This is a genomic window from Hymenobacter saemangeumensis, assembly GCF_039541835.1.
Classification (GTDB): domain Bacteria; phylum Bacteroidota; class Bacteroidia; order Cytophagales; family Hymenobacteraceae; genus Hymenobacter; species Hymenobacter saemangeumensis.
Genome location: NZ_BAABGZ010000016.1, coordinates 84,561 through 109,506, shown reverse-complemented (window position 1 = coordinate 109,506; position 24,946 = coordinate 84,561). Strand labels below are relative to the sequence as shown.

Sequence of the window (24,946 nt, the reverse complement as noted above, 5' to 3'; positions counted from 1 at the left end):
CAAATTGAAAGTACAGCGTAAAGGCATAGGCAGGCGCGGGCCAGCCACAGAGCAGCACCGCAGCTGCCAGACCAGCTTAATACCTTGAAGGTACTATGCTTAAGCCATTACCCAACACCATCCCCCTGGTTTACAAAGAATTATTTTCTGTATCAGGGTGCTGGTTCGCTAAGGGAAGCAAACCTGCTTTTTATCGGGTTTGCTTCCCTTAGCGAACCAGCACCGCTCTTAGTATTCTTCCGCCTTCAATAAGGCATTAGCCCTCAGTAGCCTCCTCCTGCAGCTCCTGCAACAGGCTTTCAAGCCGGTCGAGGTGCTGGCCGTAGGCCTGCTGCATGTGCCGGCGTAGGCACCAGTACGTGATGAGGTAGCTCAGCAGCAGCGTCAGGGCCAGCCATAGCAGAAAGCGCCCCTCGGCCGGCTGGGCCAGGGCCGCCCAGCCGTAGCGGCCGGCGGCATAAGCCAGCCCGCCGGCTATCAGCAGGGTAACGGCCAGGGTGGCATGAAAGTACAGGCCCAGCAGGCGGCGCAGGCTCTGTACCTGCTGCTGCAGGTGCACTTTTACGGACCGGGTGTTGTCGCTCATGCGCCGCAGCACGACCAGCTTGTAGAGGTAGTACGGCACCGAGCCCGCGACCAGCACGGCTATCACCGCCACCAAGGGCTCTACAACAGGGCCGCGCAGCTGCAGCAATGCCCACAGCAGGGGCAGTGCCAGGAACAGGGAGGCCACGTCCCACCAGAGGCTGCGCAGCATGCGGCCCACCGGACTATCGGAGCGTCGCGACACTACTTCTGCCAAGTTGAGGGAGCTGCTGAGGCGGGCCGGGGCGCCTTGCTGTTGCCAGGCGCGGGAGAGATGGTCGAGGTTCATTTAGAAGGAAGTAAAAGGTGACGAAGCTTATCCTGGGCGCGGTGCATCTTCACCCGCGCATTGTTGGCCGTGATGCCCAGTATCTCAGCAATCTCCTCGTAGGGGCGCTCTTCCAGGTACAGCAGCACCAGCGCTTTATCGAGCTGCGACAGGCTGGCAATGGCGCGGTACAGCGCCGCGAGCTCGTCGGAATCGGGGCCATCGGGGGCGGGCGCCGGCAGCGCGTGGGTGGCCGCACTCAGGGGCGCGGCGGCCGGGCGGCGCTTTCGCTCCCGCACGGCGGAGATGGCTACGTTCAGGGCTATGCGGTACAGCCAGGTGCTAAGCTTGGCCCGGCCTTCGTAGCGGGGCCAGGCTTTCCAGAGCTGCAGCATAATTTCCTGGTACAGGTCCTGCTGCTCGTCTTCATCGGTGCAGTACAGCCGGCACACGCGCCAGAGCAGGGCCTGGTACTGGGCCAGGGCAGCGGTAAAATCGACAGAAACAACAGGGGGCATGGCGGCTTAATTTGGCATATCAGTCGCCACTTGCGCCAACGTGTTACAAGCCGGACGAAAAAAAACGCTATTCCCCTGCTTGTTCTGCTTCTACCCCAGCTGCAATAGCCTAATTGTTAATCCATTATTTTTCGAATTCATCACCCAGCTTCTACCTGTCGGCGTAGGTCGAGGTCCTGGGCTACCTGGGCCAGCACGGGGCGTAGCAGCTGCTCGGTGTTGGACACCAGGCCCGGCAGGGTGTTGGGGCAGAAAGCGCCCTTCCAGGCGTCGAGCTGCTCTACCGGGGGCAGCACCTGCCACGCTTCAAAGTGAGCCAGGCTGGGCTTGAGCGTATGGGCGGTGGTTTTGAGCAGCCCCACGTCCTGGAGGCGCAGGCCCTCTCCGAAGGTGTCCAGGGCTTCTTCGCAGCTTTCCAGGAAGGTCTGCAGCATGAACTCCACAAACGTCTCATCGCCCTGGCTTAGCTGGCGCAGATGCTCCACCGAATACAGGCGGGCGTCGGCGCCGGCCGGTGTTGCCACGGGCAGCAGCCCGTCGCTTACCTCGCCGGCTCTATACTCGGCAAGCCCCGACCAGTCGGCCACAATTTTCAGCAGCTCCAGCTCGTGGAAGGGCTTGGCCAGGTAGTCGTTCATGCCCGCTTCGAGGCACTTTTCACGCTCCCCGCTCACGGCATTGGCCGTAAGGGCAATAATGGGCGTGCGCAGGCCCAGCTCCTGGCGCAGGGCCCGCGTGGCCTCAAAGCCGTTCATCACGGGCATCTGCACGTCCATCAGAATAAGGTCGAAAGCCTGCTGCCGCAGCATTTCCACGGCCAGGGCGCCGTTTTCCGCTTCGGTTACATCCACGTTGGCGTTGTTGAGGAAAGCCCTTGCAATCAGCCGGTTAAAGCGGTTGTCTTCGACCAGCAGCACGTGCTTGCCCCGCAGCGACTCGCGCAGGCTACCCACGCCGGAGGGCACGCCGCGCTCGGGCACGTCGGCGGCCGTGCCCACGGGCAGGCGCAGGGTAAAGCAAATGCGGGTACCGCTGTTTTTCTTGCTTTCCACCATTACCTCACCGCCCATCAGGTGAACCAGGCTGCGTGATATACTGAGGCCCAGGCCCGTACCGCCAAACTTGCGGGTGATGGACGAGTCTTCCTGCGTAAACTCTTCGAAGATGTCGGCCACATACTCCGAGTCGATGCCAATGCCGGTGTCGACCACGGTAAACTCCACCTCCACGCCTTCCTCCGTTTGCTCGCGCAGGCCGCAGCTGATGCGCACCTCCCCTTTCTCGGTAAACTTGATGGCGTTGCCGGCCAGGTTGAGCAGCACCTGCGTGATGCGGTACGGGTCGCCGCGCAGCACTTCCGGCACGGTTGCGCTGACTTCCGTCACAAAGGAGAGCCCTTTTTCCTCGGCCTTGTACTGCAGGGTTTTCTCAATCTGGGCAAACAGGCGGGCCGGCACAAAGCCCACCTCCTCGAGGGCCACCTTGCCGGCTTCGAGCTTGCTCAGGTCCAGAATGTCGTTGATGATAACCAGCAGGTTTTCGGCCGAGGTGCTGATGGCTTGCAGGTAGTTGTCCTGCACGTTGCTCAGCGGGGTCTGGGCCAGCAGCTGCGTCATGCCCAGAATGGCGTTCATGGGCGTGCGAATCTCGTGGCTCATGTTGGCCAGGAAGCTTTCTCGGGTACGCACGGCCGCTTCGGCGGCCTGCTTGGCGCGCTCCAGCTGCTTTTCGGCCAGCACGCGCTCGGTTACGTCCTGGGCATAGGCGATGATGTAGGGCGCCTGCCCGGCCTCGGCTACCAGGCAGTTGTGGTAGAGCAGGTAGCGCCGCTCCTGGTTTACGGGCAGCGTAACTGGAAGAATGCCCGATGCTTCGCTCAGGTGCTCGAAGTTGGCCAGGTACTTTTTGTACTCCTCGTAGCGTGACTCGCTCATTACCTGCGCCAGGTTGAGGCCCAGTATCTGTTCGGTGGGCATTTGCAGCAGGGCCGCCAGGGCGGGGTTGGCCGACAGCACGTTGCCCTGCAGGTCGTGGGTGCAAATCAGGGCCTGCGTGTACTGCATCAGGTCGCGGTACTGCTTGGCGTTGCGCTCCAGGTTCTGGCGGATGTGCTTGATTTCGGTGATGTCGGTGTTGATGGTCAGCACCTCTACCGTGCCATCGCTGCGCACCAGCGGCCGCTTGTCGACGAGGTAGTGCAGCACTTCGCCACTGGGAAAGTTCAGGGCCATTTCCTCGCGAATAACACACTGCTGGTCGATTACCATCTCATTCCAGGCCTGAAACTTCTGGCGCTCGGCGGCCTGCTCGGGGTACTCGTCGGGCCGCACGTAGGCATAGTTGCTGCGCTCCATAAAGGCGGTAAAGGCCTCGTTGGAAAATGCCACTTCGCCTTGGCGGTCCACCACGTACAGCACATCGGGAATGGTATCCACTATCTGGCGGATAAACTTCTGCTGCTCGTGAATGACGGCCTCGCTCTGCCGGTGCAGGTCTTCGGCCAGGTGGCGCTCGGTGATGTCGACGCCGGTGCCCACCACCATGAGGAGGTGGCCGTCGCTGTCGAATACCGGCCGGAAGCGGCGCAGCAGGTAGCGCGGCCCCTCGGGCGTGGCAATGGCTTCTTCCCACTGGGCTTCCTCCCGGCTTTGGATGGCCTGCAGAAACAGCTTGCGGCGGCCTTCAGCCAGGGCCCGGGGCTTCTGCCGGTACGCGCAGTACTCAAAGTCGTCCTTGCCGATAATCCACTCGCGCACCTGCTGGTTCTGAATGGCCAGGGGGTTGACGTACGCGTAGCGGTGGTGGGCGTCGAACACGGCCACATCGGCCGGCAGATGGGTAAGAATGGCTTCGTAAAACTGGCGCTGCTCGGCCAGCTTCTGCTCGGCCCGGTGCCGGTCGGAGATATCGAGGCCGTAGCCCAGCAGCATGCGCAGGGAGCCGTCGGGGTGAAACACGGGCTGCACGCAGCGCAGCAGGCGGCGCTCGCCCTCGGGCAGCAGGAAGCTTTCCTCAAATGTTACCAGCGAGCGGGTGCGCACGGCCTCGTCGAAGCGTGCAAAGCGCACCTCGCCAATTTCGCGCGGACGGTTGCGGTAGGCCGCGTACTCCAGGTCGTTCTTTCCAATAACCCAGGCCCGTATCGCGGGGTCTTTGATGCCGAGCTCGTTCACGTACACGTAGCGGTACTCGTGGTCGAAGATGCCGATGTCGCAGGGCAGGTGGTTGAGGATGCTCTCGTAGAACTCCCGCTGCTCGTCCAGCTTTTCCTCGGCTTTCTGCCGCTCGGTGATGTCGTAACCTGTGCTGAGCATGAGGCGCAGCTCGCCGCTGGCATCAAAAACGGGCTGAAAGCAGCGCAACAGGTAGCGCCTGCCGTGGGGGTAGGCAATGCTTTCTTCCCAGCTCACCGCCCGGCGCTCGCGTACGGCCTGCTCAAACAGGCTCTGCCGCTGCTCGGCCTGCCCCGGCGGGCGGTTGCGAATGCGGCAGGCCTCGGCGTTGTCTTTGCCAATCAGCGCCTCCCGGATTTCCGCCTGCGGCTCCACCGCCGGGTTGACAAACAGGTACCGGTAGTCGGGCGTGAGCACGGTCAGCGGGGTGGGCATCTCGTTCAGCACCGTCTCGTAGAACTCCCGCTGCTGCTGGAGCTCCTGCTCCAGCTCGGCCTGCCGGGCTTCGGCCTGCTCGCGGCGGGCACGCTCCTGCTGCAGCTGTGCCAGAAGCTCCTCCACGGTGGAAGCGGGTGTAACCAAAGAAGGTGCAGACATAGCAGTGCAGGAAGAGCAGGATGCCAACCAGCTCAGGTGAGTAGACGGCTGGCGGTCGGGCCGGTAAAAATACACGATTTTCCCGCATTACAATCTCGAAAAAACACAACATTAATATTTTTTAGCAGACTGCGGCCGGTTTACAACAGCCCGCCTGCTGCCCGGCCCCGTATTTTCGTGCTGATGAATCCAACGGCCACTCCCGACGACTACAAAACTTTTCTGCGGCGTTTTCACCCCGGCATCGACGATGCATCGCTGCAGCTGCTGCTGGCCGAGCTGCGGCCCCTGTCCATTAAAAAAGGTGAGTTCCTGATTCAGGCCGGCCAGGTGCAGAAAGAGCTGATGTTTGTGTACAGCGGAGTGCAAATCACCTGTTTCGACCACGAGGGCACCGAGCACGTCACCACGTTTTTCTACGCGCCCTCCCTGGCTGGCCTGCCCGACTCCTTTCTGTACCAGACCCCGGCCCAGGACAATATCCGGGCGCTGAGCGACAGCGAGTTCGGCTGCATCTCGTTTCAGCGCCTGCAGGAGCTGTTCGATGAGTCGCAGCCACTGGAGCGGCTGTTTCGCAAGATGATAGAAGCCAAGCTGGTGGGCCTTATCACGCGGCACAAGGAGTTTCATGCCCTCACCATCAAGGAGCGGTTTCAGCGCTTTGCCCAGCGCAGCGCCCACCTGTTTCACCTGGTGCCCCACAAGTACATCGCCAACTACCTGCACATCAACCCCACCAACTTCAGCAAGCTCTACAACTCCACCCGCTGGTGATGTTGGTATGTACCAACATTTAGCCGGGCAGCCCGGGCGTGCTTTGTGGCCTACAATGTCCCCTTCGTATGCACGCACCGCACCACTCCTTCTTCAAAGACCCGGCCCGGGCCCAGGCCTTTTTCAGCAGCTGGACGCAAGCCATTGAAACCTTGAACCAGTGCCGCTACCAGCGCCAGGAAGTGCCCAGCCAGCTCGGCACCACGGTGGTGTGGAGCCTGAACGCCGAGCAGCACAGCTGGCCGGCGCTGGTGATTTTTCCCGGCTTCCGCACCTGCGGGCTGTTCTGGGACCTCGACAACAACCTGGCCCCGCTCAAGGAGACGCACCGCATTTACCTGGTGGACGTGAACGGGCAGCCCTGCCTGAGCGCGGGCTACACCCCCAAGATAAAATCCCTGGACTACGGCCACTGGGCCGCCGACCTGCTCCAGCAGCTGGGGCTGGACCGGGTGGGTGTGGCCGGCGCCTCGTTTGGTGCCTTGCTGGGCCTGAAGCTGGCGCAGGTAGCGCCCGAGCGGATTAGCCACCTGGCCCTGCTCAACCCGGGCTGCCTGCAGCCCTTTTCGCTGGGATTGAAAAACCTGTATTACAACCTGATGCCCCTGGCTTTCCCCAGCGAAGCCAACGTGCGGAAGTTTCTGAATGCCGCCGTGTTTTGCTCGGGCTTTCACGAGCTGTCGGCCCCGGCCATGCAACTGCTGGTCGACTACGAGGTGTTTGCCATCCGGGAGTACCGCGACAACACCCCAAAGCCCTACGCCATGACGGCGGCGGAGCTGGAGCAGGTGAGCGTGCCCGTGTACCTGCTGCTGGGCGACAAAGACCTGCTTTTTCCCTACCAGAAGTCGCTGGCCGTAGCCCGGCGGCACCTGAAAACCCTGCGCCAGGCCCTGGTGCTGCCCAACATAGGTCATGGCATCGAAATCAGCCCAGTAGCCATGGCCGCCCTGGCCGGCTTTATCCGGGAGGATGCCAGTGCGCTGGCAGCAAGCCAAGACATTGCGCTGTAGCGCGGAATTGCATTCCGCGACCTTGGGCCATTGAGTTGAAGGAACGCGGAATGCAATTCCGCGCTACAACCCTGCCGGCTATTCTAACCGCGGCATGCAATTCCGCGCTACTGCAATTCCGCGCTACTGCAGGTTTACCAGCTCCATACTCAGTATCTGGTCGCCGATTTCAAGCTTGTGCACCACGTCCATGCCGCCCACCACGCGGGCGAAGATGGGGTAGCGCCCGTCGAGGTGGGGCGTGGGGGCGTGGGTGATAAAGAACTGGCAGCTCTCGGTGTCCTTGCCGGAAGAGGCCAGGCCCACGCTGCCTTCCTGGTAGCGCAGGTCGCCAAACTCCGAGCGCAGGGTGTAGGGTGCGCTGCCGCTGCCATCGCCGCGGGGGTCGCCGCCCTGGGCCACGAAGTTGGGCACCACGCGGTGGAAGTACAGGTTGTCGTAGAACTTGCTGCGAACCAGAGTCACGAAGCTGGCCACGGCCCCGGGGGCTTCGTTTACCAGCAGCTCCAGCAGGATGTCGCCCTGGCTGGTGCGCAGCCGCACCTGCTGGCCCGCCGGCACGCTCTGCACCACGCTCCAGTCGATGGGGTGCTGCTGGGCCGTACCGATGGGCGCGGGCGTGGGCTTAGGCGCCTTTTCCAGCTTGTCGAGCGCCGCCTGCAGGCCCTGCCAGGCTTCGATGTCGCGCGGCAGCTGCAGCTTGGCCTGGGCCTGGCGCAGGGCCTGCAGGTCGGCGGGCTGGGCCTGGGCGTACAGCTTGGCATCGGCCAGGGCTTCGGAGGCGGTGCTGAGCAGGGCCACGTCGCCGGTGCCCAGGGCCTGGCGCATGGCCGCAGCAAAGTCGGCCTGCCGCTCGGCCGGGAAGGCGCTGTTGCGGCGCAGGGCCACCAGGGTGTTCAGCCCGTAGCCTGCTACCACCGGCGACTGCCCGGGGGCAAAGGTTTCTTTCAGAATGAAGTTGAAAGACTGGGGGTCTTCGCCCAGTGCTTGCAGCAGGTAGCCTTTCTCGTACACCGTAGGGGCTGAGGCATAGCGCGACTGCAGGCGTTCGGTCAGCGTGGGCCGGCTGGCGGGGCTGGCCATCTTCACGGCCGCAGCCTGCAGGGTGGCCCGCACCCGCCAGGGCTTGATGCGGTCGGCACGGGCACTCAGCGCGGGGCCGGTTTCGCCTTTGCCGTGGGCCAGCAGCCACTCGGCAGCCGTGAGCGCCACGGGCTCGCGGCCGTCGCCCAGGGCGCTGAACACCGCGGCCCGGCTGTCCGCGTAGGTTTCGGTGCTGAAGGGCAGGGCGCGCAGGGCAGCTACCCGCACCCGGTAGTCGGCGTCTTTAGTGGCCAGCCGGGCCAGGGCTTCGGGCGCCCCTTTGGTGCTTAGCGCGGCTTTGCCCAGGGCCGTGGCGGCGGCCGACCGCACGGCGTAGTACTTGTCTTTGGCCGCTACCCGCAGCAGGGTAGCGCCGGCCAGGCGCGCCAGGTCGTCGTCGAGGCCCCGGGTGCGGGCCAGGGCCAGCGCCGCGGCCAGGCGGCCCGGGTCGGGCAGCGGCTTGTCGCTGTTGAGCAGCAGCACCGTGCGCCGGATACCTTCCGGCGAGCTGATGCCGCGCATGGAGGCGCGGGCCAGGCCCCAGGCCAGGGCCGCCATGCGGGCCGTGTCGTTCAGGGTTTCCACGCGCCAGAGCTCGGGCAGGCTCGTCCGGGTCACGCAGCGGCCCAGGGCCTCGTGCACGTAGCGGCGCACCAAACCATCGGGCTCTTTCAGCACGCGCACGCGCAGCGAGTCCACGGCAGTGCTGTCGCCGGTCTGGCCAATGGCATAGGCGGCGGCGCGGCGCACGCTGGGGTCGGCATCGCGCAGCAGGGGCAGCAGATAAGGGCTGGCCAGCTTTTCCTGCACCGAGGCAAACGCCAGGGCGGCCTCGCGGCGGTACGTAGGGTTGGCACTGGTCAGGAAAGGCAGCAGGGCGCTGGTGTTGCGCTCGTCCTGGGCCGTGCCGATTTGCCGCAGGGTAGCATCGGTGAACTTGTTGGCGGCGCTGGCGCTGGGCCGCGGGGTGCGGGCGCAGGCGGCCAGCAGCAGCAGCAAAGGCCAGAAGCGAAGAGTACGGCTGGGCATAGGCAAAGGGGCAGTTAGCAATGAACAATGCGTGGGTAATACATCATCCCGGGTCGGGAGCGACTAAAAGCAAATCCCAAGTTGCTGTACGGTTATTCCAGACCGGCTCCCCCTCTCCCTTTCGGAAATGCGAATTAAGCATTTTTTGGGGCGGGGGGTGAGGCGGACGGTAGAACGAAGTCTGTACTCCGACTTGGGAATTGCTGTAGCTTGTACGACGCAGCTCTGAAAGCGGCGGCATGGTGGCTAGGGCCGCTCAGGCTGCAGCTCGCCGGCCAGCTGCTGCAGGGCCGCGTCGAGCTGGGCAAACAACACCTCGTTGCCTTGCTGGAAGTAGCCGGCCAGGGCATTCTCAAACCCGCTCAGGTCGTAGAGGAAGGCCCGCAGGCTGTCGGCGGTAATGGCCGGGAAGTGGCGGCCGTAGCCCATCTTCTCCACTTCGGCGGCATTCAGCCACTGCTCGAACTGGGCCGGGATGGGAATGGCGCAGATGGGCTTGTGCAGGTACACGGCCTCCGAAATCAGCGAGAAGCCGCCATTGGTGACGATGGCGCGGCTGCTGGCCAGGTCTTCGATAAAGCCGGCTTCGCTGAAGGCGCGCAGCTGCACGTTGCCGTGGCTTTCCTCTTTGTTGAAGCCGTACACGCGGAACTCCTGGCCGGGCAGCTGCTGCAGAATGGACACCAGGTTTTGCTGGGTAGTGGCCGACTGATACACCAGCACGTGCTGCCCTTTGCTGGGCCGCGCCGCCAGAATCTCGGGCCGGATAATGGGGGGCACCAGGGTGGTGTCGGGCTTTATCAGCGGCAGCCCGAAAAACGTCGTGACGAAGTAGTGACGGCTGCGGGGCAGCTTCAGCTTCACGATGTTGCGGGCCAGCTGGAAGTTGCTCCGCTCCTCTTTGGGAATGGCTACGTTGAGTTCGGTCCGGTTGATTATCTGCATGTTGTCGATGCTGATAATGGGCAGCCGCCGCGTTTTAGCAAACAGGTAGCTGAACGACTCGAAGTCGGAAATCACCAGCTCGGGCTCGAAGTCGCAGAGCAGCTCGCGGTACTTGGCGAAGTTGATGCGCAAATCTTCCGGCGCTGTGCTGAGCGTGAGCGCCGCCGTGCGCGACTTACTTACCGTGAGGCCTTTGTAAGCCAGGTGAAAGCCCCGGATTTCGTGTACGCGCCCCGGGAAGGCCGCGTCCAGCATTTTAAAGGCCCGGCTGCTGCTCACCACGCACACCTGGTGGCCCTGGCTTAGCAGATGGCCAATCACCACCTTGCTGCGGGTAGCATGGCCCAGGCCTTCGCCGGGCACACCGTATAATATGTTCATCGCTGATTACCGCTGATTTTACTGATTCCGCTGATTTTTTCCTCGACAGGAAGCAGTGGATTTCGTGGTAAAGAAGCAAAAATTTCCATGGGCTGAAAGCTGCGAACTGCACGCAGCAGGCGTGCCGGCCGCAGTTTTACGATTATGGGTCGTGTAGCTGCGCTCCATAGTGACTGCGGGCAGCGCAGCGTCAGCTTTTTGCCCAGAATTTTACTTTACGCTTCTTGAGGATGAGGCCCAAGCCGTAGAATAGCTCCGTAAAAGCAATAACCATCCAAGCTGAAAACCAAACATCTGACACGTAGTGGTAACCAGGAATAAGCCGACCAATGCCTATCAGGATGGGGAGGGCTACTAGTGGAAACCGGTAGCGCGGAAAAGCGACCACAAAAGGCCAGAACAAGCTGAAAAACCCAGCCACATGTCCGGAAGGAAAGGAGTCATTATTGGGCCCTGCCTGCCAGAAGCCCCACCCGCTATACCCTTGCTCGAACAATACTTCCGGACGCAGCCGATGAACAGTCACTTTGAGAATATTAGCTCCTATCTGACTACTGAGATGAACCAGGAGAACCATTAAAAAAACAGTTCCCCATGCCCGTTTGAGCAGTATTCGCACAAGCAGAAAGCTGCCCAGTAAACCTGTAATGAGTATGGGAAGCCCCAAAACCTGAGGCTCTATTACAGCGGCGTAAGCTTGCTCGGCCAGTAAGGTGACGGCTGCAAATAGCGGACTAAGCCCTTCCAAATTTCGGTAAATAAACCAGGCAACCGGCTGGTCTATAAAGAGAATAAATAAGGTGCAACCGATTAACGTGCTGGCTGTAAACCACCAGAAAGTACGAGAGGCCATAAACCGCTTCTGAAATGCCTGGTAATGTACGCTCGCCATCCGTACTCGCCCTGCTATTGCGCCTCCAGCGACGGGCACGGCGCCTGCCCTGCCAGCCGCGTCAATCCAAGTAAATCAGAAATGCACCGCCATCGGCGGGCAATAAGCCAGTTGGAATTGCCGCTTTACGGCAGCGAGCTGCAAACCCGCCTCACCATCGGCTGCAGTCACACTCGCTGCGCTGCTTTAAGGCTATAAGCCAGCGTAAGCCGGTGGACTGCGGGCAGCCCTATGCAAAAGCCCCGACTTGAGGAAGTCAGGGCTTTAACAATCAACGAAATCAGAAAAATCAGCGCTTATCAATGATAAGCTTTTCGCTGTGGCTGAACTCTGGCGTTTCCAGGCGCAGGAAGTAGATACCCGCGGCCAGGCTTTCCAGGGGCAGCGGCACCTGCTGCGTACCCGCTCCGAAAGCCCGGGCTTGCTCCACGGTACGCACCAGCTTGCCCATGTTGTCGAAGATGGCCAGGGAAACGGAGCTGGGCCGCTTGAGCTGGAAGCTGGCCGTGGCGCCGCCGCTGGCCGGGTTGGGGTATATGCTGAGGTTGGTGAAGTTGGGGGCGGGCACCACGCTGGGCGAAATACCCAGCACGATGTTCTCGTCGCCGCTGCGGTAGGGCACGGCGTCGAAGTAAGTGAGCAGCATCTCGGCCGTGGTGCTTTCGCCCCACTGCACCCGCTGCGGCGGGCTGAAGGGGTTGCGCGGGTTCTGGGCGGTGTTGTCGTAGCTCACTTCGGCCTGCAGGCGGGAGCCGGCCGGCACGCGCAGCAGGCTGGTAAAGCGGTAGTTGCCCTGCCAGCGGAAGTCCCAGTCGTTGATTTTAACCAGCCGGATGGTGTCGCCGTTGGGCTTCACGGCCCACACCTTCCACTTCTGGCCCAGCAGGTGGGCGTGGGGCAGCACGCTCAGCAGGGTCACGTCGAAAGGTACCATCTGATTGGCCCGGAAGGTCGTCACCTGGTTAGCCGGCAGCACAAAAGGGCCGTTGGTGAGCGTCTGGGGCGAAATCACGGGCAGGGTCTGCACGTAGCGCGTCACCGGCTGCCGGGCAAAGAAGATGTTGATAGCCGAAGAGTCGTTCTGGGTGGTGTAGCTGGGCCCGTAGTGAATCTGCAGCAGCAGGGAAGCGCGGCGGTACAGTTTTTTACCCAGCCCGGCCGGGTAGAAGCGGGCCTGGGTGCCGGGTACCCAGCCGCCCCAGTTTTCCTCTACCGGGTTGAAGCCAAAGCCGCCGAAGCGGGTGTAGCCGTAGCCGGGGTCGGCCGCATCGAGTCCCTGGGCCTGCTGGGTGGTGTCGAGGCCGATGATGGCGTGGTGCACGATGCGCTTGTTGCCGGCCCGAAACTCGATGGCGGCAATGTCGCGGTCGGCGGGCAGGTTCACGGGCAGCACGAATACGCGGTACAGGTCCTGGCCATTGCCTTGGTGGGTGAAGGCCTGGCGCATGGGCACCACCAGGTCGGGCGTGCCCAGCTGCGAGCCGCTGGGGAAGGTGGGCAGCGGCGGGGCCTGGGCGGGGTTGCCCTGGGGCGTGCCGCTGTCAACCCAGGTGCGAATCAGCTGGATTTCGGCATCGGTCAGGGTGTTCTCGTCCAGGTAGTGCTTGTAGTTGGGGTCGGGCTTCCACGGCGGCATGTAGCGGATACCCGTAGCGTATTTGATGGTCTGGGCCCGGCTTACCACTTCGTTGTAGCTGGTGAGCGGAAACGGCGCCACTTCGCCGGTTCGGTGGCAGGGCGTGCAGTGGCTGTAAATCAGCGGCGCAATGTGCTGGCTGAAGGTAACCTGCTGGGCCTGGGCATGAGCAGCCAGCAAAACCAGCAGAACGAGTCGGAGTATTTTCATGGTTTCTTCTGGGTTTCTGGTTGCTGGTTTCTTGTTTCTGGTTGTCGTTTAAACCATTAACCAGAAACCAGAAGCTATTCGATAAAGCAGCCCACGGCGTCGGTGCGGGGCACGGCTACGGGGTTGCCGGCCATCACTGCCGCCAGGGCATCGGCCAGCTCGTGGTGCTGCACCACGGTGCGGCGCTGCCCCAGGCGGGCAAAGGAGTCGTCGAGCCGGCCCTGGTAGAGTACCCGGCGGCCATCGGCCGCTACCACCACGGCCTCGGGCGTGACGCGGGCGCGCAGGCGGCGCGTGAGGCGCTGGCCGGGGTCGGCCTGCAGCACGAAGGGCAGCTGGTAGGTTTGGGCAAAGCTGCGGAGAGAGGCCGGGCTGGCTTCCTTATCCGGAAATACGCCCACGAAGCGCACCCCCTGCCCCGCATACCGGCTGTGCAGCTCCCGCAGCGGCAGCGTGGCCGCCTGGCTGATGGGGCAGGTTTCGGCCAGAAACACGTACACCGTGGCCCGGGGCTGGGGCGAGCCCAACCCCAGCAAATGCACAAGCAGGAAGAGAAACAGTGGCATACAAAAGGCGGGCGCAGGCCGAAGCACTACAAATATGCTTCATAATTAAGCTCCTGGCAATACCAGTATCGATGCAGACACGCCCCGCTGCTCCGGGGTTCCAGCCATTCCGGCCTGATTTTCGTTCTCGGCCTTGCCTACTACCCTTACCGCTTATGAACACCCCTTCTGCTTTCCGCCTGCTACGCGCCACCTCCCTGCCGGCTCTGGCCGGCCTGCTTTTTATCACCAGCTGCACCGCGCCCCGCGCCATCGTGGCCACGGGCAAGGTGACGCCCCAGCACGAGTTCCGCGCCGGCTACAACGTGGGCTACAACATTGCCACCGCCCCCATTGCCAAAGCCGGTGCCGCCATCAAAGATGCAGCCAGCGCCGCGGCCAGCTCCGACAGCGTGCGCTACAGCAGCAGCCTCAACAACCTGCAGGCCGCCGCCCTGGCTTACCTGCTCGACCCGGTGCAGACCACCTCCGACCTGTCGCTGCGCTACGGCGTTATTCCCCGCCTTGATGTGGGCTATAAGTATGCCTTCGGCTCCCATGTGTTCGACGCCCAGTACCAGCTGCTGGGCCCGGTGGGCACCCCCGAAAGCCCCGGGGCCGGGGCCAGCACCGGCACCACCTACGCCAGCGTGGGCCTGCAGTTTGCCACCCAGCGGGCCAAGCTGCCCAGCATTCCTTTTCTCGACGACATCAACGAGGTGCTGGGCTTCTCGGCCCGCCGCCGCGACCTTATTGTTCCCCTTATCATCAGCCACTCCTTTGGCCCGGAAGAGGAAATCGGGGCGTTGTCGTACGGCTTGGCCTACGCCCACAGCTGGGTAAGCTATGAGTTTGTACCCGGCAAGGTATACAACGACAACCGCCAACGCCTGTCGGCCCTGCCCACGCAGTACCGCAGCTTCTCGTCTTACGGCGGCTTCGTCAACCTTAAGCTGGGCTACCGCTACGTGTATTTCGTGCCGGCCCTGTCCATCTTCTACCAGAACTATGGCGACTTTGCCCTGCTGAACGGGGCCAGCACTTCGCTGAGCGGCCTCACCTTCGTGCCTTCGCTGGGCGTGCAGGTGCGCATTCCCACCAAGCTGGGCGGCGGGCGGCGGTAGGGCTGACTTTCCCATTTTTTGGCCGTTATTTGTGCCCCTTTTCGATAATCTGCCGCCCTCCCCTAATTCCCACCCGCTCTGTTCCCCTATGGAAGCTCCCAACCCTGACTTCATGCGCGAGGCCATCCGCCTGTCGCTCGAAAAAATGCAAGCCGGCCACGGCGGCCCTTTTGGTGCCGTGGTGGTAAAAGATGGTCAAATCATTGCCCGGGGCTTTAATCAGGTGACGACCACCAACGACCCCACCTGCCACGCCGAGGTAGACGCCATCCGCAAGGCCTGCCGGGAGCTGGGCACCTTTCAGCTCGACGGCTGCGACCTCTACACCAGTTGCGAGCCCTGCCCCATGTGCCTGGGCGCCATCTACTGGGCCCGGCCGCGCCGCGTGTTCTACGGCAGCACCAAGCAGGATGCCGCCGCCATCGGCTTCGACGACCATTTCATCTACGAGGAGCTGGACCTGCCCATGCAGAGCCGCAAGCTGCCCATGACGCAGCTGCTGCGCGACGAAGCGCTGGTAAGTTTCCGCGCCTGGGAACAAAAAGAAGGCAAGACCGAGTATTAATTCAGGTCTTAGGTGTTAGGGACTTAGGTGTTAGTTTTTTTCTTTCGCCTGAAACCTGATTAAAGCCGATGTGGATTGCGGCTCTAATCAGACTACTCATAACCAGCTCTAAGACCTAAGCCCCTAATACCTAAGACCTATCAATGACTGAATTTTACCTCAACGACCAGCTCATCCGCACGGCGGAAGCACCGGCCAGCGCCCTGCTGGACTTTGTGCGCTACCAGCAGCACCTGAAGGGCACCAAGATTGGCTGCCGCGAGGGCGACTGCGGGGCCTGCACCGTGCTGGTGGGCGAGCTGGCAACCGATGGGCAGACGGTGGCCTACCAGAGCATGACCAGCTGCCTCACGCCCCTGGGCAACGCCCACGGCAAGCACGTGGTGACGGTGGAAGGCATCAACGCCGCGGCCGGGCAGCTCACGCCGGTGCAGCAGGCCATTGTGGCCGAAGGCGGCTCGCAGTGCGGCTTCTGCACAGTGGGCTTTGTGATGTCGCTCACCGGCCACAGCCTCAGCGACAAGCCCGCCACCGAGAAAAGTACCCTGGCGGCCATCGATGGCAACATCTGCCGCTGCACGGGCTACAAGTCGCTGGAGCGCGCCGCTGCCCGCCTCACCGCCCAGCTGGCCGAGCGGCCCCGGCAGAAGGCTGTGGAATGGCTCAGCCAGGAGCAGTTTGTGCCCCAGTACTTCCAGCACATGCCCGCTAAGCTGGCCAAGCTGCGCGACAAGCTGACGGCAGCACCAGCTGAGCATCATTCACCCACTCACCCATTCACCCATCCACTCATTGGCGGCGGCACCGACCTGATGGTGCAGCGCCTGGAGGAAATCCGGGAGCTGCCCGTGCGCCTGATTTACGACAACCGCGGCCTGCGCGGCATCCGCTCGTCGGAGGGCCACGTGGTGCTGGGCGCGGCCACCACGGCCACCCAGCTGCTGGAGTCGGAGCTGCTCAACGAGCTGCTGCCGGGGCTACCGGGCTACCTCAAGCTGGTGTCGAGCACGCCCATCCGCAACATGGGCACGGTGGCCGGCAACTTCATCAACGGCTCCCCCATCGGCGACCTCACCATTATGTTCCTGGCCCTGGGGGCTGATATCACGCTGGCCGATGCCGGCGGCACAACGCGGCAGCTGCCGCTGTCGGAGCTGTACCTGGGCTATAAGAAGCTGGACAAAGCTCCCGACGAGCAGGTGACGGAAATAAGCTTCCCCGCACCGGCGGCCGGCGACTTCTTCAACTTCGAAAAAGTGTCCAAGCGCACCCACCTCGACATTGCCAGCGTGAATTCCGCGGCCTGGGTCCGGGTGGAGAAGGGCGTTATTGCCGCCGCCCGCGTTTCGGCCGGCGGTGTGGGGCCCATTCCGCTGCTGCTGGCCCGCACCAATGCGTATTTACAAGGGCGGGAAATCAGCGCTGCTACTATTCAGGGCGCCAATGAGGTGATGCAAAGCGAAATCAGCCCGATTTCGGACGTGCGCGGCACCGCGGAGTACAAGCGCCTGCTGCTGCGCCAGCTGCTGTTTGCGCACTTCCTGAAGTTTGCGCCGGAAAAAGTGCAGATGCGGGAGCTGGTCTAGTTAATCAATAATTATAAAGAACGTCATGCTGAGCCTGTCGAAGCATCTCTACCACGAGAGTAAATCCTTTAAAAGGAATTACTACTGCGGTAGAGATGCTTCGACTCCGCTCCGCTTCGCTCAGCATGACGTTCTACTTTGTTTAAGTATGACGTTCTGCTGAACGTTTGTAGACAACACCATGAACCACCTCGACCCAGTGCGCCACGTGCGCGGCGAATCGCAGTACCTCGACGACGTGCCCACCCAGCAGGGCACGCTGCACGCGGCCGTGTTTGAAAGCCCGCTGGCGCACGGCGTGCTGCGCGGCATCAACCTGGAAGCAGCCCTGGCCGCTCCCGGCGTGTACCGCATTCTCACGGCCGAAGACATTCCCGGCGTCAACCAGATTGGGGGCATCGTGCCCGATGAGCCGCTGCTGGCGGAGGGCCACGTGCACTTCCGCGGGCAGCCGGTGGCGCTCGTGCTGGCTCAGCACGAGCACCAGGCCCACGCCGCACTCAAGCTCATCACCGTCGACATCGACCCGCTGCCCATCATCACCGACCCGCGGGTGGCGGCCGGGCTCGGCGAGCTGATTGTGCCGCCCCGCACCTTCAAGCTGGGCGACTCCGAGGCGGCCTGGGCCGGCTGCGCCCACATTTTCGAGGGCGTGGCCGAGAGCGGCGGGCAGGAGCACCTCTACATCGAAACCCAGGGCGCTTACGCCTTCCCCACTGAGATGGGCGGGGTGCGCATCATCTCCTCCACGCAGGGGCCTACGGCCGTGCAGCGCCATACAGCCCACGTGCTGGGCGTGGGCATGCACCAGGTGGAAGTCGACGTAACCCGCCTGGGCGGGGGCTTCGGCGGCAAGGAAGACCAGGCCACGCCCTGGGGTGCCCTGGCCGCGCTGGGCGCTTTCATCACCCGCCGCCCGGTGAAGCTGGCCCTCGACCGCATGGCCGACATGCGCATGACCGGCAAGCGCCACCCCTACTCGTCGGACTTCAAAATCGGGCTGGACGAAAACCTGAAAATCGTGGCCTACGAAGCCACCTTCTTTCAGGACGCCGGCGCGGCGGCCGACCTGTCGCCGGCCGTGCTGGAACGCACGCTGTTCCACGCCACCAACGCCTACTTCGTGCCCAACGTGACGGCCACGGCCTTCAGCTGCCGCACCAACCTGCCCCCCAACACGGCCTTCCGGGGCTTCGGCGGGCCCCAGGGCATGTTCGTCATCGAGGCCGCCATCGTGAAGGCCGCCGAGGAGCTGGGCGTGCCGGCCGCGGAAATTCAGCGCCGCAACCTGCTGCGCGAAAACGACCTGTTCTCCTACCGCCAGCCGGCCGAAATGTGCCACGCCGAGCAGGCCTGGGATACGGCCGCTGAGCTGTACGACCTGCCCAAAATCCGCCGGGAAGTAGCCGAGTTCAACAAAAGGAACGAGCTGTTCAAGAAAGGCTTTGCGGTGATGCCCATCTGCTTCGGCATCAGCTTCACCAAAACGCCCATGAACCAGGCACGGGCGCTGGTGCACATCTACTCCGACGGCTCGGTGGGCATCAGCACCGGCGCCGTGGAGATGGGCCAGGGCGTGAACACCAAGATTGCGCAGGTGGCTGCCCGCACCCTGGGTATCTCGCCCAGCCGCATCAAGGTGGAAAGCACCAACACCACGCGGGTAGCCAACACCTCCCCCACCGCCGCCTCGGCCACGGCCGACCTCAACGGCAAAGCCACGGAAATGGCCTGCCGGGCCTTGCGCGAGCGCCTGCTGCGCCACGCCAGCACGGAGTACACGCTCAACTACGAGGGCATAGAAATCAAGGACGAGGAAGTGCTGGCCGCCGGCATCCCCACCGAAACCAACTGGGAAAAGCTGGTGTCGTCGGCCTTCTGGAAGCGCATTGCCCTGACGGAAAATGCCCACTACGCTACGCCCGACATTCACTTCGACCCGGTAACCAACCAGGGCTACCCCTTCGCCTACCACGTGTACGGCACGGCCCTCACTACCGTCACCGTCGACTGCCTGCGCGGCACCTACACCGTGGATGCCGTACGCATTGCCCACGACTTCGGCCAGAGCATCAACCCGGCCGTGGACCTGGGCCAGATTGAGGGCGGCGCCGTGCAGGGCATTGGCTGGATGACGCTGGAAGAGCTCAGCTACAACGCCGAAGGCCGCCTGCTAAGCAACTCGCTCAACTCCTACAAAATCCCGGACCTCTACTGCGCCCCCGCCGTGCTCGACGTGCACTTCCTCGACACGCCGGGCCACCCCCGCGCCATCATGCGCTCCAAGGCCGTGGGCGAGCCGCCGCTGATGTACGGCATCGGCGCCTACTTCGCCCTGCGCGATGCCATCCGCGCCTTCCGCCCCGACGGCAAGCTGCCGCTTTCCGCGCCCATGACGCCGGAAAAGGTGCTGATGGGGCTGTACCCGGTACCCGTTATGACGCGGCCTACTACGGCTCTGGCCAGCTAGGCAAACTCCGTAGTGAGCAAAGCAAAAGCCCCTGACATCATATGTCAGGGGCTTTTGCTTGTAAGGGGCTGCCTATTCAGCCGCACCGTATAGAGCTAGTTCACAACGAGCTTACGCACCGCGACCAGGCCGCCGGCCTGCACGCGCACCGTGTAGAGGCCCGCCGGAACGCCGCCCAGGTCCAGCCCGGCCGTGGTACCTCCCGCGCCGAGTGCTACCGTGGCCGAGCGCACGCCGCGGCCCAGGGCATCGGTTAAGGTCAGCGTAGCCGACGAAGCGCTGCTGGCAGCCGGCAGCACCACGCTCACCTGCCCCGTGGCCGGGTTAGGATACAGCTCCGTCAGCTGGTTGAATGTGGAGGCCGTAGCCGCCAGCGGGGCCGAAGAGCCGCCGTTCAGCCGGATGCTGGCCGAGCCGTTGTACGGCCGGTTCACCGTGAGCAGGTCCAGGTCGCCGTCGCCGTCTACGTCGGCCGCGGCCAGGGCCTGGGGCCGGTCGGCAATCACGACATCGGTACCCTGGCTGCTGGTGCCGGTGCCAAAGGTGCCGTTGCCATTGCCCAGCCGTACGTTCACCACGCCCGAAGTGGCGTTGCTGGCGGTCAGCAGGTCGGGCAGGCCGTCGCCGTTTACATCGGCCAGGGTCAGGTCGAAGGGCTGCGGGCCGGTGGTCAGCTCGTAGCCGCCCGTGAACTGGCCTTGCCCGTTGCCGTAGCGCACGCTAATTGAGCCCGCGCTAAAGGAGCTGTTGCAGGTGATAAAGTCCGGGTTTCCGTCCTGGTTCAGGTCGGCCACGGCAATGCGGCGCTGCAGCAGACCCGTGGTGCCCAGGGCCACGGCGGTGGTGCCGGCGGGCGTGAACACGCCGTTGTTGTTGAGCGCAACGCCAACCGTGTTGTTGAAGGAGTTGTCGGTTAGTACATCCAGGTCGCCGTCGTTGTCGATATCTACAGCGGCCAGGTCGACGGGACCGCAGTTGCTGGCGCCGGCCGCAAAGGTGGTGGCCACGCGGAACGTGCCGGCCCCGTTGTTGGTCAGCAGCGCCACCACGCCGGTCCCGTTGGTGCAGGCTACCAACAAATCCAGGTCGCCGTCGCCGTCGGCATCAGCAGCTACCACGTTGCTGGGGAAGCTGGGCACCTGCACCGAGCCGGCCGCCGTGAACTGCCCCTGGCCGTTGTTGGCAAATACCTGCAGCAGGTTGTTGTTGCCGATGGTCAGCACCAAATCAAGGTCGGCATCAGCATCTACGTCGGCCAGCAGCAGCCCATTCGCTGCACCCGCCGGCGTAACGGACTGGGTGCCGCTGTACACGCCCAGGCCGTTGTTCAGCCGGATGGAAACCGTACTGGGACTGCCGGAAGGCCAGTCGGCGCTGAGCAGGTCCACATCGCCGTCGTTGTCCACGTCGCCCACCGTCAGGCTGCGCGGGCTTGAGCCAACGGATGCATCGGAGCCGCCGGTGAATACCCCGGTTCCGCCCACCGCGCCAACCCGAAACTGTGCCACGTAGGCTTGGCTCAGCGGCTGGCCGCTGCTGCTTTGCACGCCCCCAGCCGGCACCGTCAGGTTCACCAGCTCGCCCGGCTTGAAGTTGCGGGCCGGTTGAAACGTTAGCGTGTTGCCATTTACCGTGCTGGTACCGGCCAATCGTCCGGTTCGCTGCCCGGCGTAGGCCTGCACCCCGCTCATCCCGGCCTGGCTGCTCGCCAGGGGCTGCGAAAACGTCATGGTCACGGCCGATGAATACGGCACCGCCGACGCATTTCGGCCGGGGGTCTGGCTGTTAAGAAGTAAGGGTGCCTGCGCCCAGCCCGACTGCGTCAGCAGCACGGCGCCGGCTACCAGCAAGTAGCAGTTTTTCATGAAGGTGGTTTGAGAGAGGTTAGGATTTTGAACTTAGAATACAATGACGGGAGCCTGCTGCAGGTTAGTTTTTAGACTACCTGAAGTCAGCAGCTCTTTCAGACAACAAGGGTTCACTTCGTGTCATAAACCCTCCTAAAGCTTGTTTTCAATAGATGGTAGCAATTCAATTAGTATCGTGGCGGGCCCGCGCCTCCCCCATCGCCTGGCCTGTACGGCCAGACATAACATTGTGCGAAAAGGCTGCTCACGTCCGGGTAATTTGGAAAAAATGAGCAGCAAAAAGCCCCGGCCGCAGCGTGCGGTCGAGGCTTGTCACTTGGTTATCTGAGTCAATGCCCTTACGCTTTCTTCGCGCGCCGTCCTTCCAGAATGCGGTAGAACGAGCGGGTGTTGATTTCCTCACGGGTGAGGCCGGTCGCTTCGATTTCTTCCTACGTGATAGCGCCGCAGTTCAGGGCCTTGAGGGAGAAGCTAAGGAGGCCCTGGCCGGTAGCGGCGATGAGGTAGCCGGAGCGGGCTTCTCAACGCCACCCGCCGTTTTCTTTCGCCGGCCCTATGATGCCGGAATTGGTTTTCGTAATTTTGCACCCCGATTTTTACGAACCCCTCTTCTACTTGCAACTTACCCGCTCCATTCCCCTCGGTACCCACATACAAGGCTTTCTGATTTATGCCGCTGGCGACACCGCCGCCGCGCTTTTGCTGCACCAGTTTAGCTTGCTGCGGCTGCTGGGCATGGCCCTGGTGGGCGGCTTGCTCTACTCCACGGAGGTACCCGCTTATTTCCGCTGGCTCGACGCGCGGGTGCCGGCCCGCGCCGAAGGCAGCCAGCTGCGCAAAACCAGCCGCGCGGCCCTCACGCTTCTCTACTTCAACCCGCTCTGGATTGCCCGGCACTATGTGTTTCTGGGCGTGTTCGGGGGTGCCGCCGAAACGCTCTCCCTGGCCCTGCTGCCCGCAGCCGGCCGCTCCTTCCTGCTGAATGCCCCGGTTTCGCTGGTAGCCAACTACTACATCCAGAACCGCGTGACCACCAGCCGGCGCTTTGTGGCCAGCGCCGTCTTCTCGGGGGTCATGGCCGTGTCGTACGCCCTGAGCGCCGCCTGGCTGTAGAGCGGGCAACGACTTGCCGCCTTGCTTGCTGGCGTGCAGACACTAATAAAAAGAGCCCATTGCATGCAGCAATGGGCTCTTTTTGTTGAAAATCCTCAGGCTCCCCTCTCCTGCGGAGAGGGGCCGGGGGTGAGGTTTACCGCCCGCGCCGTCCTTCCAGAATGCGGTAGAACGAGCGGGTGTTGATTTCCTCACGGGTGAGGCCGGTCGCTTCGATTTCCTCCTCCGTGATTGCGCCGCAGTTCAGGGCCTTGAGGAAGAAGTTGAGCAGGCCCTGGCCGGTGGCGGCATCGTCGAAGATGTCGCCGGTGAGGGTGGAGATGGCGGCGCGCTCCACGAAGGTTTTGAGGCGGTGCACGGCGTCGTCGTAGCTGCTCAGGAAGAAGTTGTAGGTGGCGGCGTAGCGCATGGGTAGCTGGGCAGGGTTAAGGTCCCAGCCCTGGTAGCGGCCATTGATAAGGGAGTGCGTGGTGTGGTGGAAAGCCTGGCGCCAGGCGTTGTGCACGCTCTCCTGGTTTTCGCGCAGCTGGGCGTAGCTCAGGTTGTCGCCGCGGTGCGGGCCGATGGGCATCACATTGGTAGCCCCGTCGGAGAGGAAGATGCCGGTGCCGCCCAGGGCCACCTTGGTCATGTGGTGGGCGAAGTCGCACACGGGGTGGGCCATGGTCTGGTACTTGGCCGTGATGTTGCAGGAAGCTGTGTAGTCGTAGGTGCCGAAGTGGGCGGCAATGCAGCGGCCCTCGCTGGCGCGGATGATGCGCATGAGCGGGTTGCGGCCTTCGTCGTCCATCACAATCTGGGTAGCCTCCACCATGGTTTCCATCTTCAGGGTGCCGGGGGCCAGGTTGTTGGCTTTTTCCAGCAGCTCAAACAGGCGCACCATGGCCGTCATCTGCTCGGGAATGGTCACCTTGGGCAGCATCACCACGAAGTTGTCGGGCAGGCGGCCGCCGGTTTCGGCCAGCAGCGTGGTCAGGAAGATGTCGAGCGTGCGCACGCCGCGCTGCTTTAAGTCCTCAGTGAAGGGCTTGATGCGGATGCCGATGAAGGGCGACAGGGTACCCTGGTCCATGCCTTTGGCCGTTTCTTTGGCGGCCCGTACGGCGGTTTCGTCTTCCTCAGCGTCGGGGCGGTTGCCGAAGCCGTCTTCGAAGTCGATGCGGAAGTCTTCTACGGCTTCGCGCTGCAGCTTGCTCACAATCTTGTTGTACACCGAGTAAGCCAGCCAGGCCGGCTCCTGCTTGCGCTGCTCCGGGCTCATGGCATCAAGCTTTTCGGTCAGCTCAGCCACGTCTTTTTCAAGCACGGGCAGGTGCTCGTAGTTTTTCAGCTGCAGCACGCGGGCCAGCTCCACAAAGTTGGGCGCGTAGGTGCGCAGGTTGTTGAGGGCAATGTCGCCCATGCGCACGCAGGTATCGGCCTTGAACAGGTTGGCGCCGCCGTACACGGTGTGTACCGGCTGCCGGTCGGGCCGGTCGCCGGGATAAATCTTCTGGAAGCGCAGGTTGGCCATGCCCAACTCGTCGAGCACGGCGGATTTATCGGAATCTTGTAAGCTGAGTTTCATGTGGGAATTTAGTTGTCAGTTGTTCGTTGTCAGTTGTCAGGGTTGTTCTGACGTCAGCTTTGCCAGAACGACCTGACAACTGACAACGAACAACTGACAACCATAAAAATCAGGAGCCACGGTAGGTGGAGTAGCCAAAGGGGTTCAGCAGCAGCGGTACGTGGTAGTGCTCGGTGCTGGCTATTTCGAAGCAGATTTCCACGAAGGGATAAAAGGCGGCGGTGCCCTCGCGCTGGAAATATTCCTTGGTGAAGAACTTCATCTTGTAAACGCCCCGCGACAGCTGAATGCCGCCGGCCAGCAGGTTGGGAATACGCCCGTCCTGATTGGTGATGCCGTGGGCAATTTCCTGCCAGTCGTCGCCATCCTGGGCAAACAAGGCAATGGCTACGTCGGCCGCGGGCTTGCCCTTGGTGGTATCCAGAATATGAGTGGTTATTTGGCTCATGCGGCAAGTAGTTTTTCGAGGCGAATACGGGTTATTTTATCCTGCTCGCCCATGGCAATTTTAATTTCTTCTTCGGGTGAATTTGGCAGCCGCGTCTGCAGCAGCTCCAGCATTTCTTCGGCCGTTTTTCCGGTAGCGCACACAATGAAGATGTAGCCGAACTTCTGCTCGTATGCTTCATTGCCTTTGGCCAAGTCTTCCAGGGTTTGCTGCCCGGCCTGCTTTACGGCGCCCTGCTCCCCTTCGGCCCATTTGCTGGTGCTGGCAAACTTCTCCTTCAGGGAATTGACGTCGCCAATTTTCGGGTGGTGCGTAAAGGCTTCGCGCCAGTCGGCTTCCGACAAATTATACCAGATGGCTTTGGCCTTATCAAATAAGGTTTGCTCGTCGGCTACCGGAAATATCTCGCACATGGAATTAACCCAGTTTGTAGCGCCGCAGCACTTGGTTAATTCTTCGGCCAAAGCCGGTTTAGGCAGAGTGTTTAGTTGTTGCAGGGTCATAGCAGTAGCGCGGACTCTGAGAGTCCGCGATTTGAACGCAAATAGGTGCGCAT

At 62.6% G+C, this 24,946-nt stretch carries 19 protein-coding genes; 7 read left to right on the top strand and 12 right to left on the bottom strand.

The window, feature by feature from the left end:
• Positions 1-256 precede the first annotated feature (256 nt).
• The 3 genes from ABD919_RS08360 to ABD919_RS08350 form a co-directional block, all read right to left on the bottom strand.
• Positions 257-874, bottom strand: coding sequence for a hypothetical protein (locus ABD919_RS08360; RefSeq protein ID WP_345235537.1), 618 nt, complete (start codon positions 872-874; stop codon positions 257-259).
• Entirely contained in the window at positions 871-1,371 is a 501-nt protein-coding gene (locus ABD919_RS08355; RefSeq protein ID WP_345235536.1) for an RNA polymerase sigma factor, read from the bottom strand. The genes ABD919_RS08360 and ABD919_RS08355 overlap by 4 nt, the downstream gene beginning before the upstream one ends.
• A 140-nt stretch (positions 1,372-1,511) precedes the next feature.
• On the bottom strand, positions 1,512-5,141 hold the full coding sequence (locus tag ABD919_RS08350; RefSeq protein ID WP_345235535.1) for a PAS domain-containing protein: 3,630 nt from the start codon (positions 5,139-5,141) through the stop codon (positions 1,512-1,514).
• Positions 5,142-5,324: 183 nt separating this feature from the next.
• Here ABD919_RS08350 and ABD919_RS08345 point away from each other — a divergent pair, with 183 nt between their 5' ends.
• Entirely contained in the window at positions 5,325-5,915 is a 591-nt protein-coding gene (locus tag ABD919_RS08345) for a Crp/Fnr family transcriptional regulator (protein WP_345235534.1), read from the top strand.
• A gap of 68 nt (positions 5,916-5,983) precedes the next feature.
• Positions 5,984-6,928: an alpha/beta fold hydrolase gene (locus ABD919_RS08340; RefSeq protein ID WP_345235533.1), complete on the top strand. Its 945-nt coding sequence runs from the start codon at positions 5,984-5,986 to the stop codon at positions 6,926-6,928.
• Between the two features lie 123 nt (positions 6,929-7,051).
• On the opposite strand, the gene ABD919_RS08335 is transcribed toward ABD919_RS08340, so the two are convergent.
• The 5 genes from ABD919_RS08335 to ABD919_RS08315 all read right to left on the bottom strand — a co-directional run bounded on the left by ABD919_RS08335 (position 7,052) and on the right by ABD919_RS08315 (position 13,670).
• Complete coding sequence (locus ABD919_RS08335; RefSeq protein ID WP_345235532.1) at positions 7,052-9,040, bottom strand: peptidylprolyl isomerase; 1,989 nt, start codon at positions 9,038-9,040, stop codon at positions 7,052-7,054.
• Positions 9,041-9,286: 246 nt separating this feature from the next.
• Entirely contained in the window at positions 9,287-10,366 is a 1,080-nt protein-coding gene (locus tag ABD919_RS08330; protein ID WP_345235531.1) for a glycosyltransferase family protein, read from the bottom strand.
• 190 nt (positions 10,367-10,556) lie between these two features.
• The gene (locus ABD919_RS08325) at positions 10,557-11,219 is read right to left on the bottom strand and encodes a phosphatase PAP2 family protein (protein WP_345235530.1); all 663 of its coding nucleotides are present in this window, start codon (positions 11,217-11,219) and stop codon (positions 10,557-10,559) included.
• A 328-nt stretch (positions 11,220-11,547) separates the two neighbouring features.
• Complete coding sequence (locus tag ABD919_RS08320) at positions 11,548-13,104, bottom strand: T9SS type A sorting domain-containing protein (RefSeq protein WP_345235529.1); 1,557 nt, start codon at positions 13,102-13,104, stop codon at positions 11,548-11,550.
• Positions 13,105-13,178: 74 nt separating this feature from the next.
• Entirely contained in the window at positions 13,179-13,670 is a 492-nt protein-coding gene (locus ABD919_RS08315; protein WP_345235528.1) for a redoxin domain-containing protein, read from the bottom strand.
• A gap of 155 nt (positions 13,671-13,825) precedes the next feature.
• On the opposite strand from ABD919_RS08315, the gene ABD919_RS08310 reads away from it, so the two are divergent.
• The 4 genes from ABD919_RS08310 to ABD919_RS08295 all read left to right on the top strand — a co-directional run bounded on the left by ABD919_RS08310 (position 13,826) and on the right by ABD919_RS08295 (position 19,394).
• Complete coding sequence (locus ABD919_RS08310; RefSeq protein WP_345235527.1) at positions 13,826-14,773, top strand: hypothetical protein; 948 nt, start codon at positions 13,826-13,828, stop codon at positions 14,771-14,773.
• An 88-nt stretch (positions 14,774-14,861) separates the two neighbouring features.
• Positions 14,862-15,338, top strand: a complete 477-nt coding sequence (locus ABD919_RS08305; protein WP_345235526.1) for a nucleoside deaminase — start codon at positions 14,862-14,864, stop codon at positions 15,336-15,338.
• Between the two features lie 143 nt (positions 15,339-15,481).
• The gene (locus tag ABD919_RS08300) at positions 15,482-16,924 is read left to right on the top strand and encodes an FAD binding domain-containing protein (protein WP_345235525.1); all 1,443 of its coding nucleotides are present in this window, start codon (positions 15,482-15,484) and stop codon (positions 16,922-16,924) included.
• A gap of 181 nt (positions 16,925-17,105) precedes the next feature.
• Complete coding sequence (locus ABD919_RS08295; RefSeq protein ID WP_345235524.1) at positions 17,106-19,394, top strand: xanthine dehydrogenase molybdopterin binding subunit; 2,289 nt, start codon at positions 17,106-17,108, stop codon at positions 19,392-19,394.
• Between the two features lie 95 nt (positions 19,395-19,489).
• Here ABD919_RS08295 and ABD919_RS08290 read toward each other — a convergent pair whose 3' ends face one another.
• The gene (locus tag ABD919_RS08290) at positions 19,490-21,259 is read right to left on the bottom strand and encodes an FG-GAP-like repeat-containing protein (protein ID WP_345235523.1); all 1,770 of its coding nucleotides are present in this window, start codon (positions 21,257-21,259) and stop codon (positions 19,490-19,492) included.
• 618 nt (positions 21,260-21,877) lie between these two features.
• On the opposite strand from ABD919_RS08290, the gene ABD919_RS08285 reads away from it, so the two are divergent.
• Positions 21,878-22,375 (top strand): hypothetical protein, encoded by a 498-nt coding sequence (locus ABD919_RS08285; protein ID WP_345235522.1) that lies wholly within the window; start codon positions 21,878-21,880, stop codon positions 22,373-22,375.
• Between the two features lie 136 nt (positions 22,376-22,511).
• Here ABD919_RS08285 and ABD919_RS08280 read toward each other — a convergent pair whose 3' ends face one another.
• The 3 genes from ABD919_RS08280 to uraD all read right to left on the bottom strand — a co-directional run bounded on the left by ABD919_RS08280 (position 22,512) and on the right by uraD (position 24,893).
• Positions 22,512-23,942 carry a DUF6986 family protein gene (locus ABD919_RS08280; RefSeq protein ID WP_345235521.1) on the bottom strand — a complete coding sequence of 477 codons (1,431 nt, stop codon included), beginning with the start codon at positions 23,940-23,942 and terminating at the stop codon, positions 22,512-22,514.
• A 109-nt stretch (positions 23,943-24,051) separates the two neighbouring features.
• Positions 24,052-24,390, bottom strand: coding sequence for a hydroxyisourate hydrolase (uraH, locus tag ABD919_RS08275; RefSeq protein ID WP_345235520.1), 339 nt, complete (start codon positions 24,388-24,390; stop codon positions 24,052-24,054).
• Positions 24,387-24,893 (bottom strand): 2-oxo-4-hydroxy-4-carboxy-5-ureidoimidazoline decarboxylase, encoded by a 507-nt coding sequence (gene uraD, locus ABD919_RS08270; protein ID WP_345235519.1) that lies wholly within the window; start codon positions 24,891-24,893, stop codon positions 24,387-24,389. Before uraD ends, uraH begins: the two co-directional genes overlap by 4 nt.
• Positions 24,894-24,946: the final 53 nt, after the last annotated feature.